Origin of the sequence: Nocardia sp. CA-151230 (assembly GCF_050942175.1) — a bacterium.
Taxonomy (GTDB): domain Bacteria; phylum Actinomycetota; class Actinomycetes; order Mycobacteriales; family Mycobacteriaceae; genus Nocardia.
The window spans coordinates 4,256,998-4,272,965 of the sequence record NZ_CP192061.1 but is presented as its reverse complement, the minus strand read 5'-3'; the positions used below and the strand labels follow the sequence as shown (position 1 = coordinate 4,272,965).

At 66.7% G+C, this 15,968-nt stretch carries 12 protein-coding genes and 1 pseudogene; 6 read left to right on the top strand and 7 right to left on the bottom strand.

The window, feature by feature from the left end; translation table 11 throughout:
• Positions 1–261: 261 nt before the first annotated feature.
• A complete protein-coding gene (locus tag ACQP1O_RS20015; RefSeq protein WP_433567274.1) occupies positions 262–669 on the bottom strand; it encodes a nitroreductase/quinone reductase family protein in 408 nt (135 codons plus the stop codon).
• A gap of 354 nt (positions 670–1,023) precedes the next feature.
• Here ACQP1O_RS20015 and ACQP1O_RS20010 point away from each other — a divergent pair, with 354 nt between their 5' ends.
• On the top strand, positions 1,024–1,626 hold the full coding sequence (locus tag ACQP1O_RS20010; protein WP_433567273.1) for a hypothetical protein: 603 nt from the start codon (positions 1,024–1,026) through the stop codon (positions 1,624–1,626).
• Positions 1,627–1,678: 52 nt separating this feature from the next.
• Here ACQP1O_RS20010 and ACQP1O_RS20005 read toward each other — a convergent pair whose 3' ends face one another.
• Entirely contained in the window at positions 1,679–1,972 is a 294-nt protein-coding gene (locus ACQP1O_RS20005; RefSeq protein WP_433567272.1) for a hypothetical protein, read from the bottom strand.
• Positions 1,973–2,141: 169 nt separating this feature from the next.
• On the opposite strand from ACQP1O_RS20005, the gene ACQP1O_RS20000 reads away from it, so the two are divergent.
• Positions 2,142–7,616, top strand: a complete 5,475-nt coding sequence (locus tag ACQP1O_RS20000) for a carboxyl transferase domain-containing protein (protein ID WP_433567271.1) — start codon at positions 2,142–2,144, stop codon at positions 7,614–7,616.
• A gap of 72 nt (positions 7,617–7,688) precedes the next feature.
• On the opposite strand, the gene ACQP1O_RS19995 is transcribed toward ACQP1O_RS20000, so the two are convergent.
• Both ACQP1O_RS19995 and ACQP1O_RS19990 read right to left on the bottom strand, forming a co-directional pair.
• On the bottom strand, positions 7,689–7,982 hold the full coding sequence (locus ACQP1O_RS19995; RefSeq protein ID WP_433567270.1) for a hypothetical protein: 294 nt from the start codon (positions 7,980–7,982) through the stop codon (positions 7,689–7,691).
• Between the two features lie 80 nt (positions 7,983–8,062).
• A pseudogene (locus tag ACQP1O_RS19990) lies at positions 8,063–8,306 on the bottom strand (MMPL family transporter); the annotation flags it as partial.
• Between the two features lie 22 nt (positions 8,307–8,328).
• Here ACQP1O_RS19990 and ACQP1O_RS19985 point away from each other — a divergent pair.
• Positions 8,329–8,490, top strand: a complete 162-nt coding sequence (locus ACQP1O_RS19985) for a hypothetical protein (RefSeq protein WP_433567269.1) — start codon at positions 8,329–8,331, stop codon at positions 8,488–8,490.
• A gap of 40 nt (positions 8,491–8,530) precedes the next feature.
• Here ACQP1O_RS19985 and ACQP1O_RS19980 read toward each other — a convergent pair whose 3' ends face one another.
• Positions 8,531–11,944 (bottom strand): protein kinase domain-containing protein, encoded by a 3,414-nt coding sequence (locus tag ACQP1O_RS19980; RefSeq protein ID WP_433567268.1) that lies wholly within the window; start codon positions 11,942–11,944, stop codon positions 8,531–8,533.
• Positions 11,945–12,217: 273 nt separating this feature from the next.
• On the opposite strand from ACQP1O_RS19980, the gene ACQP1O_RS19975 reads away from it, so the two are divergent.
• The 3 genes from ACQP1O_RS19975 to ACQP1O_RS19965 are packed head-to-tail and all read left to right on the top strand — an operon-like array spanning position 12,218 to position 13,856.
• Positions 12,218–12,928 (top strand): hypothetical protein, encoded by a 711-nt coding sequence (locus ACQP1O_RS19975; protein WP_433567267.1) that lies wholly within the window; start codon positions 12,218–12,220, stop codon positions 12,926–12,928.
• On the top strand, positions 12,925–13,584 hold the full coding sequence (locus ACQP1O_RS19970; RefSeq protein ID WP_433567266.1) for a cytochrome c oxidase subunit 3: 660 nt from the start codon (positions 12,925–12,927) through the stop codon (positions 13,582–13,584). The genes ACQP1O_RS19975 and ACQP1O_RS19970 overlap by 4 nt, the downstream gene beginning before the upstream one ends.
• Complete coding sequence (locus ACQP1O_RS19965; RefSeq protein ID WP_433567265.1) at positions 13,581–13,856, top strand: cytochrome C oxidase subunit IV family protein; 276 nt, start codon at positions 13,581–13,583, stop codon at positions 13,854–13,856. Before ACQP1O_RS19970 ends, ACQP1O_RS19965 begins: the two co-directional genes overlap by 4 nt.
• Before the next feature lie 122 nt (positions 13,857–13,978).
• On the opposite strand, the gene ACQP1O_RS19960 is transcribed toward ACQP1O_RS19965, so the two are convergent.
• Both ACQP1O_RS19960 and ACQP1O_RS19955 read right to left on the bottom strand, forming a co-directional pair.
• A complete protein-coding gene (locus ACQP1O_RS19960; RefSeq protein WP_433567264.1) occupies positions 13,979–14,959 on the bottom strand; it encodes an NADPH:quinone oxidoreductase family protein in 981 nt (326 codons plus the stop codon).
• 13 nt (positions 14,960–14,972) lie between these two features.
• Positions 14,973–15,944: a DUF7065 domain-containing protein gene (locus ACQP1O_RS19955; RefSeq protein ID WP_433567263.1), complete on the bottom strand. Its 972-nt coding sequence runs from the start codon at positions 15,942–15,944 to the stop codon at positions 14,973–14,975.
• Positions 15,945–15,968 lie beyond the last annotated feature (24 nt).

Below are 15,968 nucleotides of genomic sequence, written 5' to 3'. Positions count from 1 at the left end.
AACATGGATCCCCCACCCTCCAGGATTGGTATCCGGACGTCCATCGAACTGCACGACATTCGGCATAGTGCGTGCGTTCGCCGACCTCGGATCGCCACGGCCAGTTGACCTTCCACCTGGTCCGCGCTGGCCGTCGGTGAGCGCGGGAACCGGCATGATCGCGCGTTCCTGTGGCTGAGATGATTTCGGCGCGTTGATCTTCGACTCGGGTTCGCGCGGTCCGTTCCGCTGCGCAGGTTTCCCCGGTGTGAGGTCTTTCGATCAGAACGCACTGTCTATCCGGAAGACCGGATATCGGTCGGCGATCTTCTCGAATTCGGCCAGCGGCGCCTTGCGATCGATCGGAAAGTGGGGGCGCGCCCCGAGAGCCACCGCGAGGTATCGGCGCAGGACAGGAGCACGAGCATCTGGGGGTACCTCTACCAGCTGCACAGTCTCACTACCGCGACGGTGCAACACGGCTCGCCCCTCAGCAGCCCGGACGTTGCGGACCCAGTTGGCATCCGAGCCGAGCATCGATACCAAATACCGGTTGCCCTCGTACTCGGCAACCACGATCGGCAGCATCACCGGACGACCACTGCGCCGACCGGCGACCTCCAAAGTCACGGCATAATGTGGCGACAGAAGACCCGCCGAGTACTGCAGGCGCGAGATCCAGTTCAGCACCCGAGCCACCGCGCCCGGTCGCCCGTCCGGATACATCCCACGCTTGATCGCGTACAGTCGCCGGCCAACCGCGCGTCCCAAGACTTTTGATGCCCCCATCGGTAACTCCCATCCAGATCAGGGTGCTCTCCCTCATGACCGGGTGAGTCCTGCCCACTCTGCCCGCTCCGCCAGTCACTTCACCAGGGACCAAGGCCCCCGAACAACACACCAACCGACGGTGCGAGTGTCCGTTTCACCGGATACGAATCCGCGGACCGTCATTCGCGAGTTCCCCCGCGCGGCAGATCCGCCCACCGTCCACATTCGTATGCACGTCGGCGGACCCGAGGTGCTCGTCAGGGAGATACGACGATGACCACTCCGATGATGTCGGCCCGCACGGTGGTGCTCGGTTACGCGGCCCCGGATGCGGGCGACCTCGCGAACTACCTGCGCTCGAGCGGAATCGACCGCATCGCCCTGAACGGCGCGGTCGCGATCACCGAGCCCCTGCGCACGGCGGCCCTCGCCGAGATCGCCAAGGCGATCGACGGGCTGCTCAGCGTCAGCCTGGCCCAGGTGGCCGTGGAAGGCTGGTCCCGCTACGACCGGCTGTTACGCGCCGCCGAACGCACCCGCCACGGCGGATCCGAGCACGTGCCCCTGTACGAACACGAGATCACCCACTCCTACCAGCCGGCCCTCGAAGTGTTCGTGGACGGTCGCCAGGTCGGCCGGTTCGAGGTCACGGTCGAGATCACGCTGCAGATCCTGCCGCTCGAGGCGACCGTCCAGGGCGGGCGACTGATCCAACTCGGCTCCGGCGACTGCACCGCCTCGGTCTCCATCGGCACACCGGACCTCGGACCGATCATCGTCCGTGACACCACGTTCCCGACACGGAACGCATTCGACCTCCGCCGCCCGATCACCCTGGTCGGCCCGAGCCCGCGAACCGGCGCGCCGCGCCGCTGAGCGGCCGGACCGATGGTCGACGCCCCGCGGTTCCACCGCCGGAGCACATCGTTCAGAGTGGGCGCTCGCTCGCGCTGGTAAGGCTCTCGGCGGCGTGGCGGGCGATGGTGCAGGCCTGGCGGGATTGCGCTTCCGGGTGGGCGGTGTGCTGGTCCAGGACCGCGCGGATGCGTTCGAAGGAGGCGGCGGCTTCGGTGACCGCGTGACGCAGAGCCGCGATGTGCGCGATGAGGTCCACCGCCTCGTGGGTGGTGAGAGTCAAGCTCGGGTGCTCGTCCCCGGTGAAGATGGCTTCCGCGGCCGACTCGGCCCAGCGCGACTGCAGTACGTCGATGATGTCGGCCACGCGGATCGCCTCCCACAAGTCACGGGCTCGGATGACGCTGTCCCCACGATACGTACGAGTAACCCCCTACCGAGGTGGTATCGAACGCAGCAGGGATGCACACTACCCGGGACCCGCAGTCGCAATGTCGCCCGACCGGGCCAACGAAGCGCATCGGAAGGAGCTGGCGGTGTTCAGCCGTATTGCAATCGTGAACCGCGGTGAGGCTGCGGTTCGCCTGATTCATGCCGTCCGGGATCTCGCAGCCGAGACCGGACAATCGATCCAGATCATCGCATTGCACACCGATGTCGACCGCAGCGCGACCTTCGTGCGCGAGGCCGATATCGCCTACGACCTCGGGCCGGCGTCGGCACGCCCATATCTCGATCTGAAGGCGCTCGAGCGCGCGCTGCTGGCGACCGAAGCCGATTCCGCCTGGGTCGGCTGGGGTTTCGTCGCCGAGGATCCGGCCTTCGCAGAATTGTGTGAGCAGATCGGGGTCACCTTCATCGGTCCCAGCCCCGAGGCCATGCGCAAGCTCGGCGACAAGATCGGCGCGAAGCTGATCGCCGAGGAGGTCGGCGTGCCGGTCGCGCCGTGGAGCCGTGGTGGCGTCGACACTGTCGAGGCCGCCGTGGCCGCCGCCGAGGAGATCGGCTACCCGCTGATGTTGAAGGCCACCGCCGGCGGTGGCGGTCGCGGCATTCGCATGATCACCAACGAGGCCGAGCTGGTCGACGCCTACGAACGCACCCGGCAGGAAGCCGCGCGCGCCTTCGGCAGTGGCGTCGTGTTCCTGGAGCGCCTGGTCACCGGCGCACGCCATGTCGAGGTGCAGGTGATCGCGGACGGTCAGGGCACCGCGTGGGCGCTGGGTGTGCGCGACTGCTCGGTGCAGCGGCGCAACCAGAAGGTCATCGAGGAGTCGGCCTCGCCGGTGCTGCGCCCCGAGCAGGCCGCCGAGTTGAAGGCATCGGCCGAGCGGCTGGCGATCGCGGTCGGGTATCGCGGCGCGGCGACGGTCGAATTCCTGTACCACCCCGGTGACGAACTGTTCGCCTTCCTCGAGGTCAATACCCGCCTGCAGGTCGAGCACCCGATTACCGAGGCCACCACCGGTTTCGACCTCGTGCGGGCGCAGTTGCTGGTCGCCTCGGGCGGCCGGTTGGAGGGAGAGCCCCCGGCCGAACGCGGCCACGCCATCGAGGCGCGGCTCAATGCCGAGGACCCCGACCGCGACTTCGCGCCCGCCCCGGGCCGCATCGCGCGCCTGGATCTGCCTGCCGGGCCTGGCATTCGGGTCGACACCGGCGTCAGCGAGGGCGACACCATCCCTGCCGACTTCGACTCCATGATCGCCAAGATCATCGCCTACGGCCGCGACCGCGACGAGGCCCTCGGCCGGCTGCGCCGCGCGATGGCGCAGACCCGGGTGGTCATCGAAGGCGGCTCCACCAACAAGAGTTTCGTGCTCGACCTGCTCGACCAGCCCGAGGTGATCGACGGCAGCGCCGACACCGGCTGGATCGACCGCGTCCGCGCGCAGGGGCGGCTGGTGTCGCATCGCCACTCCGCGATCGCGGTGGCCGTCGCGGCCATCGACGCCTACGAGGAGGAAGAGCAGGCCGAACGCACGCGGTTGCTGTCCACGGCGGCCGGCGGCCGTCCCCAGGTGCAGCACGAGAGCGGACGTCCGCACGACCTGAAGCTGCGCGGTGTCGGCTACCGGGTGCGCGTCGCCCGCATCGGTGCGCACCGGTTCCGGATCGGGATCGAGGCGGGCGGCGAAATGAGCACTGCCGATGTGGATCTCGAACGCTTCGATCGCCACACCGGACAGATCGTGGTGAACGGCAGCCGATTCCGCGTCGTCACCGGCACGCACGGCCCGGTCACGCTGGTCGACGTCGAAGGTGTCACGCACCGGATCAGCCGTGACGAGGGCGGTGTGGTGCGTTCGCCCGCACCGGCGCTGGTCGTCGCCACGCCGCTGGCCGTCGGCGACGAGGTCGAGGCGGGCGCGCCGGTACTCGTGCTCGAGAGCATGAAGATGGAGACGGTGCTGCGCGCACCGTTCCGGGCGCGGCTGAAGGAAAGCGCGGTCTCGGTCGGCACCCAGGTCGAGACGGGCGCGCCGCTGCTGCGGCTCGAACCGCTCGCCGCCGACGACGAGGCCGAGGACACCGCGGCCGCCGGTGCGGTCGAGCTGGATCTGCCCGGCGCCTCCGCGCCGGTGCTGCCGCACGAGGGCCTGACCCGCAGCCTGCAGGATCTGCGGAGCCTGCTGCTGGGCTTCGATGTCGACCCGCACGACGAGCAGCGCGTGCTCGACGACTACCTGGCCGCGCGCCGGGCCGCCGTCGCCGACAACCGCCGCCCCCTGTCCGACGAGGTCGAGCTCGTGCAGATGTTCGCCGACCTCGCAGAACTCAGCACCAACCGGTCCTGGGAGGACGACGGCGCGCAGGGCCACGTGCACAGCGCCCGCGAGTTCTTCCACACCTACATGCAGAGCCTCGACGTCGAGCGGGCCGGACTGCCGGAGTCGTACCGGGCCGATCTGTCGAAGGCGTTCGCGCACTACGGCGTCACCGAACTGGACCGCTCCCCCGACCTCGAGGCCGCGGTCTTCCGGATCTTCCTCGCCCAGCAGCGGCCCGCCGACACCGTCACCGTCATCACCTCGCTACTGCGCGAATGGCTGCGCGAGCCGGTGCCGGACCGTGCGCTGCGGGAGCCGGCCGGTCTGGCGCTGGAGCGCCTGGTCACAGCGACCCAGATCCGTTTCCCCGGCCTCGCCGACCTCGCGCGCGGCGTCGCGTACGCCTGGTACGGCCATCCGCTGCTGCGCCGCAACCGCGCCCGCGTGTACACCACCGTGCGCAAGCACCTGAGTTTCCTTGACGCCCAGCCGGATACCCACGAGCGCTCCGAGCGCATCGCGGACATGGTGCGCGCCACCGAACCGCTGGTGCGGCTGCTCGGTCAGCGGCTGGTGCGCGGCAGCGCGGACAACACCGCCATGCTGGAGGTGCTGACCCGCCGCTACTACGGCAACAAAGACCTCACCGACGTGCGGACCGAGGAGTCGAACGGTCACCGTTTCGTCATCGCCGAGCGCCGGGGCGTGAACCTGGTGTCGGCCGCGGTGAGTTTCGACGCGCTCGACACCGTCCTGCGCGGGCTGGCCGAGGTGGGCCGTAATACCGCCTCCGTCGAAGCCGACATCTACCTCAGCTGGGAGAAGCAGCCCGAGGACTTCGAGGCGATGGCGGGGGCGTTGCAGGAAGCGCTGGCGGCGCAACCGCTTCCGGATCAGGTGCATCGGATCACCTGCACGGTGGCGGGCAGCGGCGGTGCGGTCATGCACCACCACTTCACCTTCCGGCCCGCGACCACCGGGATGAGCGAGGAACGGCTCATCCGCGGCCTGCACCCCTACATCGCCCAGCGCATGCAGATGCGGCGGCTGCGGAAGTTCGACCTCACCCGGTTGCCGTCCTCGGACGACGAAGAGGTGTACCTGTTCCGCGCCGTGGCCAAGGAGAACGCGGCCGACGAACGGCTCATCGCGTTCGCGCAGGTGCGCGACCTGGCCGCGCTGCGCGAGCACGACGGCCGGCTGCTGGTGCTGCCGACCGCGGAGAGCACCATCGCCACCTGCCTGGACTCCATCCGCCGCGCGCAGACCCAGCGACCGTCGAACAAGCGGTTCAACACCAACCGCATCGTCATGTACATCTGGCCGGTGGTCGACGTCACCCGCAGCGAGCTGGAGACGGTGATCGCCGGGCACGTGCAGCCGATGACGGCGGGCGCGGGGCTCGAGGAGATCCTGCTCATCGCGCGCCAGCGCGACCCGCAGACCGGTCAGTTGGAGAAGATCGCGGTGCGAGTCTCCTTCGAGGCGACCGGCGGTGTCTCGGTGAGCGTCGACGAGCGCACCGACGATCCGGTCGAGCCGCTCGACGAGTACCGGCAGAAGGTGCTGCGCGCCAGCAGCCGCAACACCGTCTACCCCTACGAATTGACCGGTCTGCTCGGCGATTTCACCGAATACGACCTCGACGGACAGCACGCGCTGGTGCCGGTCGACCGGCCCAAGGGACACAACAAGGCGGCGCTGGTCGCCGGTGTGGTCACCACGGCGACCGAGCAGTACCCCGACGGGATCACCCGTGTGGCGCTGCTCGGTGATCCGACGAAATCGCTGGGCGCGCTGTCGGAACCGGAGTGCCGCCGGGTGATCGCGGCCCTGGATCTCGCCGAGCAGCTGCGGGTGCCGCTGGAGTGGTACGCGCTGTCCTCGGGCGCCCGCATCTCGATGCAGTCGGGTACCGAGAACATGGACTGGGTGGCGGCCGCGCTCAAGCGGATCGTCGAGTTCACCCAGGCCGGTGGCGAGATCAATATCGTGGTCAACGGCATCAATGTCGGTGCGCAGCCGTACTGGAACGCCGAGGCGACCATGCTCATGCACACCAAGGGTGTGCTGATCATGACGCCGGAATCGGCCATGGTGCTGACCGGTAAGCAGGCGCTGGACTTCTCCGGCGCGGTCTCCGCCGAGGACAACTTCGGTATCGGCGGCTACGACCGGGTGATGGGCCCCAACGGCCAGGCCCAGTACTGGGCGCCGAATCTGCTTGCCGCGCGGGACATCCTGATGTCGCACTACGACCACACCTATGTCGCGCCCGGTGAGCCGGGACCGCGCCGGATGGCGACGAGCGACCCGGTCGACCGCGACGTCTCCGATTTCCCGCACGTGCTCGACGGCAGCGATTTCACCACGGTCGGCGAGATCTTCTCCGCCACCCACAATCCGGATCGCAAGAAGCCCTTCGACATCCGCACCGTGATGCGGGCGCTGGCCGACCAGGACCACCCGGTGCTGGAACGCTGGGCGGGCATGGCCGACGCCGAGACGGCCGTCGTGCACGACGCGAGGCTGGGCGGAATCCCGGTGTGCCTGTTGGGCATCGAGTCGCGGGGCGTCTCGCGGCGCGGTTTCCCGGCCACCGACGGCCCCGACACCTACACCGCGGGCACGCTGTTCCCCCAGTCGTCGAAGAAGGCGGCGCGCGCGATCAACACGGCCAGCGGCAACCGTCCGCTGGTGGTGCTGGCGAACCTGTCCGGCTTCGACGGCTCCCCCGAGTCGATGCGCAAGCTGCAGCTCGAGTACGGCGCCGAAATCGGCCGGGCGATCGTCAATTTCGAGGGCCCGATCGTGTTCTGCGTGATCTCGCGCTATCACGGTGGCGCGTTCGTGGTGTTCTCGAAGGCCCTCAACCCGAACATGACGGTCCTGGCACTGGAGGGCTCCTTCGCCTCCGTGCTCGGCGGCGCCCCCGCCGCCGCGGTCGTGTTCGCCGGCGAGGTCAGCGCGCGTACCGCCGCCGATCCCCGGGTCCGCGACTTCGAATCCCGCGCCGTCACCGCCTCCGGCACCGACCGCGCCACCCTGACCGCGGAACGCGACGAACTGCGCTCCTCGGTCCGCGTCGAGAAGCTGGGCGAGGTCGCCGCCGAATTCGACCGCGTCCACAACATCGAACGCGCCGTCCAGGTCGGCTCGGTGGACGCCATCATCCGCGCCACCGAACTCCGCCCGCGCATCATCGAGGCGATCGAGACGGGCCTCGGCGCCCGCCGCTGACCGACCCCGACAACGAACGTCCCGGCAGTCCACCTGCCGGGACGTTCGTCGTTCACGCGACCCGGCCTTCGACTATGAGGGTGCGAGGATTTCGATGGTGTGGGCGCTCTCGCCCTGGGTCACATAGATCTCGTGGGTGATGGCGTCCACCGCGATCCCGCCGGACCAACGGCCGCTGTAGGGCGTGCCCGCGGTGAGGCGAGAGGCGGCGATCCTCCGTGTCCTGGCATCGACCATCGTGATGCTGCCGAACGCCCCCGAGGTCAGGTAGACGGTATGCAGGGCGGGATCGATCGCGACCGCGTGCGAAGGCTCGGGCTTCAACGAAATGTGGCTTACCGCATAGGTATTGGTGTCGACCAGCATGACCGATTGACCGTGGAAGTCCGTGATGTAGGCCGTATGCGTGTCGGAATCGACTGCCCGGTGTGAGGGTGTGCGGATCGCTCGGGTGAGGGCGGCTTTCTGGCGTGCGTTCGGTGTGCAGATCCGTTCACCGGCGAGGCCGAGCAGGGCGGGTAGCAGAGTCAGCGCGGCCAGCACGACGATTGCGACTGTGGCGGTGGCGGCCAGGCCCATGGTCGTGATCAGGTGGATTCGGACGATCGCCAAAGCTGTCAGCGCAATGGCTACGGTGGTGCCGGCGAAAACGACTGCGGTGCCCGAGGTTCCGAGCGCGCGCCCCAATGCCGTCGATGCGTTCGTTGTCCGCATGCTGCTCGTGCCGGCGGTGATGTCGATATTCGGCGATGCCGTGTGGTGGCTGCCGCGCCCGCTCGCGCGACTGCTCCCGAGCATCGACATCGAGGGCCGCGCCTTCTCTCAGCCGACCACCGTAGCCGATCTCGCGGCCGAAGAGGCGATGTCGCATTGAGGCAGAGGATAGGTCGACAAGCGATGCGGACGGTCCGCATTCAGTGTTCGAACTCCGCCAGCACCTGCCTCAGAAACGCCCGCAGCGGCTGGGGCAGGGATACCTCTGCACCGGAAAGGGTTTCGATCACCGACTGGAGGCCCGCTCCGGCATCGACGACGGGCCGAATCAGCCCGAGTTCCGCGCAACGGGTCAGCGCCGAGGTCGATTGCTCGGCGGCCTGGGTTGCGCGGCCGGTCGCGGATAGGCAGCATGCGTGGAGCAGCTCGGCGTTGAGCAGGGCACGAGGGCGATTCTGGCTTGCGATGACACGCACCAGGGATTCGGCCCTATGGGTGGCCTGCTCCGCCGCCGACCGGGTGCCGGCGGCGAGCAGGAGCCGGATCGCGGAGTCGTGATCGATTTCGGCGGTTATCGCGGACGGCGCATCAGGGAAGGCGATCAAGGGTTCGAGTTCCTCGAGATGACGGCGGTCGTCGTCGGTGATCGTCAGTCCGCAACGGATGCGCTCGTTGCGGATCCGCGCGGCCAAGCGCGGCAACGACAGATTGGCCGCGATCTTCGATCCTTCGTCGAGTCGCTCGTGCAAGGTGTCGAGGTCGCCACGCACCGCAGCCAGCCGCGCACCGGTTCCGTAAGCGGCCGACAGGAATTCGACCGTGCCTCCCTCACGACTCAGCCCGGCTGTCAGCAGCGCTTCAGCCTCGATGAATTGCCCTTTCTCATAGAGCAACTCGCCGAGCAGGGTACCGGCCAACCGGATGGCATGGGACTGCTCTCCTACCTCCAACGCCAGTCGAAGAGCCGTCCGGAAGGCGGCTTCGGCGGCGCCGACGTCGAGTTGCTCGAAAGAGGCGCTCCCGTCGATGCAATCGCAGTACATCACTCCGAAAGGACCGCGCGCCTGGTGTCGATACGGTGCGAGCCACCGGTGCCAACGGTGAATGTCGTCGAAGTCGAAGCGATACAGCGCCGAAACCATTGCGACCACTGCGATTCCGTGCGCCAGGAAGGGCCGGACCGTCCCGGGCGGTGATATGGGCGCCACGTCGGCTGCGGGTCGGTCGAGGACGAGATCCACGGCCGTTCGCACCACGTTCAGCTCGTTCCTCGTCTCCGTCGATCGCTCGTCACCGGGCGAGGCGGCCTCCAGGGCTATATCGCCCCGTTCCAGCGCGGACAATGCCGCGACCGGCCGCTGGAGGGCGACATTCGCCCACGCGATCTGGACTTGCAACTGCGCGTTCAATGCCGAGTACGAGCCGGGCAACTTGGCCGCCAGCCCGGTGAACGTCGCTATACGTCCCTGTTCCATCAGCAGTTCGGCGTGATCCGCGACTATCGCAGTAGCGCGATCGGGTGCGCCCGCGGCGAGTGCGTGGTCCACGGCCTCGGTGAGCATGTCGTGGGCTCCGAACCAATCCGAGGCGCTCGAATGCAACTCTTCCAGTAGCCCGGGATGGCCGCGTGCAAGGCGAGCGCGCAGAAAGTCGGCGAACAGCCCGTGATAGCGGAACCACCGCAGATCGTCATCGATGCTGCGCAGGAACAGATCCCGTTGCCGCACCTGCTCGAGCATGTCCTGTCCAGAATCGACCCCCGCCAGCGCCTCGGCGAGTTCGCCACAGATACGGTCGGGCACCGCGGTCCGCATGACGAACTCGAGCAGTTGGGGCTCGAGGGCATCGAGCACGTTCTCCATCAGATACTCGCCGATGGCATAGTGCCGCCCGGAGATCTGATCGATGTAGGCTCCCGGATCATCTCGCTCGCGCAGAGACAGTGTCGCCAATTGCAATGCGGCAGCCCAGCCTTCGGTCGAGTCACGCAGCCGTTCGACATCCGTGGCGGCCAGTTCCAACCCGTTCACGTCCGCGAGGAATTCCGACGTCTCCGCACCGTCGAAACGCAGGTCGGACTCGTCGATCTCGACGAGTTCATCCTGTACTCGCATCCGCCCGAGGGGAAGGCCGGTCCGGCTGCGACTGGTGACAATCAGGCGGAGGTGATGGCAGCCGCGGTCGAGCAGGAATTCCAGGGCCGCGACCGTGGGTGCCGCCGTCACCCGGTGCCAGTCGTCGATCACCAGAGCCACTGTCTCGCCGCTGCGGTGGAGTTCGTCGATGAGCGTCGTCATCACGTACCGCGCGGCATCGCTGGCATGTTCTTCGAGCATGTTGTGCAGCTCGGCGGCGACACCTGGATGCGCGTAGCGAATCGCTTCGACCACATGGGACAGGAACCACACAACGTTGTCGTCATCGTGGTCCACGCTGAGCCAAGCAACCCGAATGCCCTCGGCCTCGAGCATTCTTGCCCACTCGGCGGCCAGCGTGCTCTTTCCGAATCCGACCGGGCCGTGAATCAATACGAGCCGCCGAGCGCCTCCTTCCCGCAGCCGCCCGAGCAATCGCTCGCGCTGGACCGGTCGGCGCGACGAGCTCGGTGGTCGGTAGCGGGTCGAAGGCGTCGGCACCGCGCCCGACAGCGCACCCCGGGCTTCCACCGCACGCGCCGGTACGACCGCCTCTACTCCTTGTGCCTCACCACCTTTGGTCGGAACCGCCATGGAATCCACGGCCAGCCCGGACGAGAACTGGATGTTTCGCAATCGGTCGCCGAACTCGCGGGCCGAGGCAGGTCGATCCGTGATTTCCTGCGCCATAGCCGATTCGAGCATCGCGCATAGTGGGGCAGGTACACCGTGTGCACGCAGATCGGGCACCGGCTCCGAGGTGATCCGCACGAACTGCGCGACCAAGGATTCGCCCTCGCGCCGTTGGAAGGCCGCGTGCCCGGTCAGCAAACAGAACATCGTGGCGCCCAGGCTGTACAGGTCCGTGGCCGCCGTGGGCTCCTCGCCACGGAACACCTCGGGCGCGGTGTACGCCGGAGTTCCTGCTACCAGCCCGTCCGCTGTTTCGAACGCGCCACCGATGCGGGCGATCCCGAAATCGCTCAGCTGCGGCTCGCCATAGTCCGACAGCAGAATGTTCGACGGATTCACGTCTCGATGCACCATGCCGTGCGCGTGCGCGGCCGCCAATGCGCCAGCGATCTTGATGCCGATCGACAACACTTCTTGCCATGGCAGCGGTCCCGACGCCTGCAGCCGCGCCTGCAACGAACCGCGTGAGAAGAACGGCATGACCAGGTAAGGCCGGCCGGTTGCGGTGACGTCGGCCGACAGCACCTGAACGATGTGCGGATGACCGGCGAACCGCCCCAGCGCGCGCTGCTCCCTGAGAAATCGCGCCCACTCGTCGCTGCCGGAGGACGCGTCGAGAACCTTGACTGCCACCTGCCGAGCGAGCGAGTGATCCATACAGCAGTAAACGACACCGAAACCGCCGCGCCCGATTTCCTTCGCATCGTCGAATCCCGCGGCGGCAAGTTCTGCGCTCACACCGATGCGCAGGTCGCGCTGGGTGCCTTCGATGTCACGCTCGACCATGGCCCGCTCACCTCTTGCCGTGAGAATCGGCCCCGACAGCACGATCGTAACGCCACCACCACGCTCACCGGCGATTCCGCGATGATTGCCCTGCCCCTAGCTCTCGGGTTAGTGGTAGCCGTGAGAGTCTCGCTCCGGCATCGCCGGCGGAGGCTCCCGGACGAGCAGGGTTGTTCCACCTGAAAGAGTGCGCTTATTCTAATCTAGATTATTTTCTGGCCCGTACGGGCGGTCGGCCATCGTCCGATCACGGCCTCGATCGAAGGATCTCCGATGAACGCTCGAGTCAGAAGCATCTGCGCATTGGGCGGGCCCGCAGCGCTTGTCCTCACACTCGTCGGATGGACGATCGCGGGCATGTTTCCGGTACCGCTCAGCCCGTCGGCCTCGGCCGCTGATGTCGCCCGTTTCTACACCGAGGATCCCACCCGTGTGATGATCGGCTTCGTCACGGCGTCGGTCGGGGTGGTGTTGATGCTGCCGATGTTCGCGCTGATCTCCGTGCATATGCTGCGTATGGAGGGACGGACGCCGGTATTCACCTTCGTACAGCTGATCGCCGCCGCGGTCACCGTCATCATCAACACCATCCCGCAAATGCTGTTCGCGCTCATGGCATTTCGTAGCGATCGCGATCCGGAGACCCTCAGGTTGATGAATGACGTGACCTGGATGATCCTGTTCACCCCGATCATGCCGTTCATCATCCAGAACCTGGCGATCGGCACCGCGGTCCTCAGCGACAAGCAGGGAGTTTTCCCGCGTTGGAGCGGGTACCTCAACCTGTGGGTCGCCTTCGCTTTCGTTCCGGACGTCCTCGCGTACTTCTTCCTGTCCGGTCCCTTTGCGTGGAACGGGATCTTCGTTTTCTGGCTCGCACTAGCTGCGTACGGCGCCTTCCTGGTAGGAATGTCCATCGCTGTTCGGCAGGCGAATTCGACGCTCGACCGGGCGCTCGCGGAGCCGATGCAGGCGCCAGCGTGACGGCATCCGAATCCTTCTCCGCCACAGACCTTCCGGCGTTCGTCTGGGATACGACCGAGACAGGTCCTGGATCCGAGCCTCGGGCAGAATCCGCACACGACGGTACACCGGGCGAAGTCGGGTTGTGGGTCTTCATCCTCGGCGATATGACGTTGTTCGGTCTACTGTTCGCAGTCTTCCTCTGGGAGAAGCGAAACGATCGGCCGACCTTCGCGGAGTCCGCTGCGCACCTTCATCTGGGGTTGGGCGCCATCAACACACTGGTGCTGCTGCTGAGCTCGTACCTCGTGGTTCTGGCCTTGCATACCCATCGCCAGGGATCCGCACGGTCAGCGAGCGCATTGCTGGTGGGTGTCCTCGGATGCGCCATCACGTTCGTGGCCTTGAAGGCCTTCGAGTACAGCGCGGCAGTTACCTCGGGACACGTCGTAACCACCAACATGTTCTGGACCTTCTACTTCGTGTTGACCGGAGTCCACTTGCTGCATGTACTGATCGGTGCGGTCCTGGTCATCCTGTGGCGCAGCAAATGCCGTGCGGGCATTCTCCCGGCTGGTGGCCAGCGCTTCCCCGAGATCGCCGCCGTGTACTGGCACATGGTCGATCTGCTGTGGGTCGTCATCTTCACCCTTCTCTATGTCGGATGTTTCGAATGAACTCTCCCGGTTTCCCGCGCAGGGCGACACTGGTCTGGCTCGCCCTGGCCGCCGCCACCTGTGCGACGTGGTGGTTGGGCGCGGACCACCCACTCGCGTCGTTCGGCTTCGAATTCGCCGCGGGCGTCGCACTCGCGGTCGCGTTCGCCAAGGCGTTCTTCATAGGAATGGAATTCATGGAGCTACGGTCCGCACCGCCCGCGCTGCGAGGAGCTTTCGGATGCTGGATAGCCGTCGTCGGCGGCACCGCCATAGTCCTGTCGGTCTGGTGACTCGGCCGCAGAGGGCTAGCCCTTCTTGCTCCGTCGCCGCTGGCGATGCGATGTCGCTCCAACCGCAGTCACTGTGCCGACCGCAATGAAGAAATAGGCAAGGTAGAGCGCGAGCAGGATCATCATGCCGGTGTTGCGATTTCGACTACTGCCTTGCCCACGACTGTCCCCTGTTCGAGGGCGGTGAGCGCGGCGGGAGCGTCAGCGAGCGGATACCGCTTGCTGATGTACGGCCGGAACCCTGCTTTGGCCAAGCCCCGCAGGTCGGTCATCGAATCCGCGAAAGCCGAAGGGCGAGTGCGAACGTACTCACCCCAGGCCACGCCGGCCACCGAGACGTTGCGCCGCAACAGCCGATCGACGCTGACGGCAGGTATCGGCTCGCCCGATGCGAAGCCTACGACCAGAAGGCTCCCACCGGACGCGAGTGTTCCGATCGCATCGTCGAAGGCCGAACCCCCGACCGGATCCACCACGTGATCGATACCCTCCCCACAGGTGAGGTCGCGGATCTGCTGGACCCATCCGGCCGCAAGTGGAATGACATGATCCGCACCGAGCATCGTGAGCTGTCGGGCGACCCTCTGTCTGCGCGCCACGGCGATTACCGTTGCCCCCAGCGCCTTCGCGATCTGGATCGCCGCGGTTCCTATGCCGCCGGCTGCGCCGAGCACCAGCACACGCTGCCCTGCCTGCACGCGTGCACGCCGTGTCAAAGCAAAATGCACAGTCTGAAAATTGGCAGGCAGCGCAGCGGCCTCAGCGAAATCCAACTCTGGAGGCTTCGCGGTGACCATCATCGGATCCACCGCGACGAACTCGGCGTAGCCGCCGAGTTCGGTACAGAAGGCCACAACCTCCTCACCGGGTGCGACAGTGCTTCTCGGGGGTGCCGCGACGACCACCCCCGAGATCTCCACACCTGGCACGAAGGGCGGTTGGGTCCGCCGTTGATACTTCCCATAGGTCATCAGAAGATCGGGGAAGTTGACACCGACGGCGCGAACCGCGACAACGACTCGGCCGTGGTCGCTCGGCGTCGGCACCGACGTCAGACGGAGGCCTGCTGGACCCGTCAACGCTGTCGCCTGGATGGCCTTCATCGACGCCGGAACCTCAGACACCCAGACCCACGGGTAGGTCATCGATTATCTGATCCAGATACTCACTCATGCCGAACAACTCGGTCTCATCGTCGGCTGTCCAGCGGGTCTGGTTCTCGAGGATCCGGGTCATCTGTTCCCGGCCCGAAGCATCGCGATTGCGATGCCGCAGTGGAACGCTGGTACGCACCTCGCCGATCATTCGCCAGGTTTTGCCGGCTGGTGCGACAAGCTCTACCAGAATCCGGCGGGGCACTTGATCATTGCTTCGTTCGGTACTGATGCGAATGTCGGTGCAGTGGTGAACTTCGTGGCCATCCCACACGAATCCGCCGGTTACCGGCGCACCGTTCTCGGCGCCGAAGTAGGCGCCCATGAAGGCGAGTCGCGGGCCGGACCCGTGCACCCACCGATAGAACCAGGGCGCTTGCCACGATCGCGGGCCCCACGAATGGTCGCGCAGTCCCGTCCCGGTGATCTCCAACGCGTTTCCGTCCACCGTGACCGATCCCCTGACGGCCATGATCTGCTCGTAGTGATTCGGTGCGAACGCCGGACCGCCCGTGTCGAAGCTGTGCGCATAGGGCTCGCACAGCGCGGTGAAGGTCAGTTCCGCGACACACCGGGCCAGGACGGTACTCGCGAGCTCCCGTGGTTCGCTCAGGATTTCCGGATCGTCGAGAAGATTCACCTCACCGTCGAAGGAGGCGTGCAGCTTCACGAACGGCTCGTCGACACGAAATTCCATACCCGCTCCCGCCATCCTCTCGTTGGTCGTGACATCGGGGCGGGCGAACCCGAATGCCACTCTCCCGTCGGGAAGGTACAGGCATATCGTGCGCTCGCCCCGGCCTTCGTTCGGACGGTTGGCCAGGCGAACGAAGCCGCCGATCCGGTTGCCCGGATCGTGGAAGTGGAAGTACATCGACTCGTTGAAGTTCGGTTCGCTGCCCACCGGGTGGGTGTAGTCGTCCTCAGGCTTCATTTGTTGCCTTCCGGGCTCTTTCGG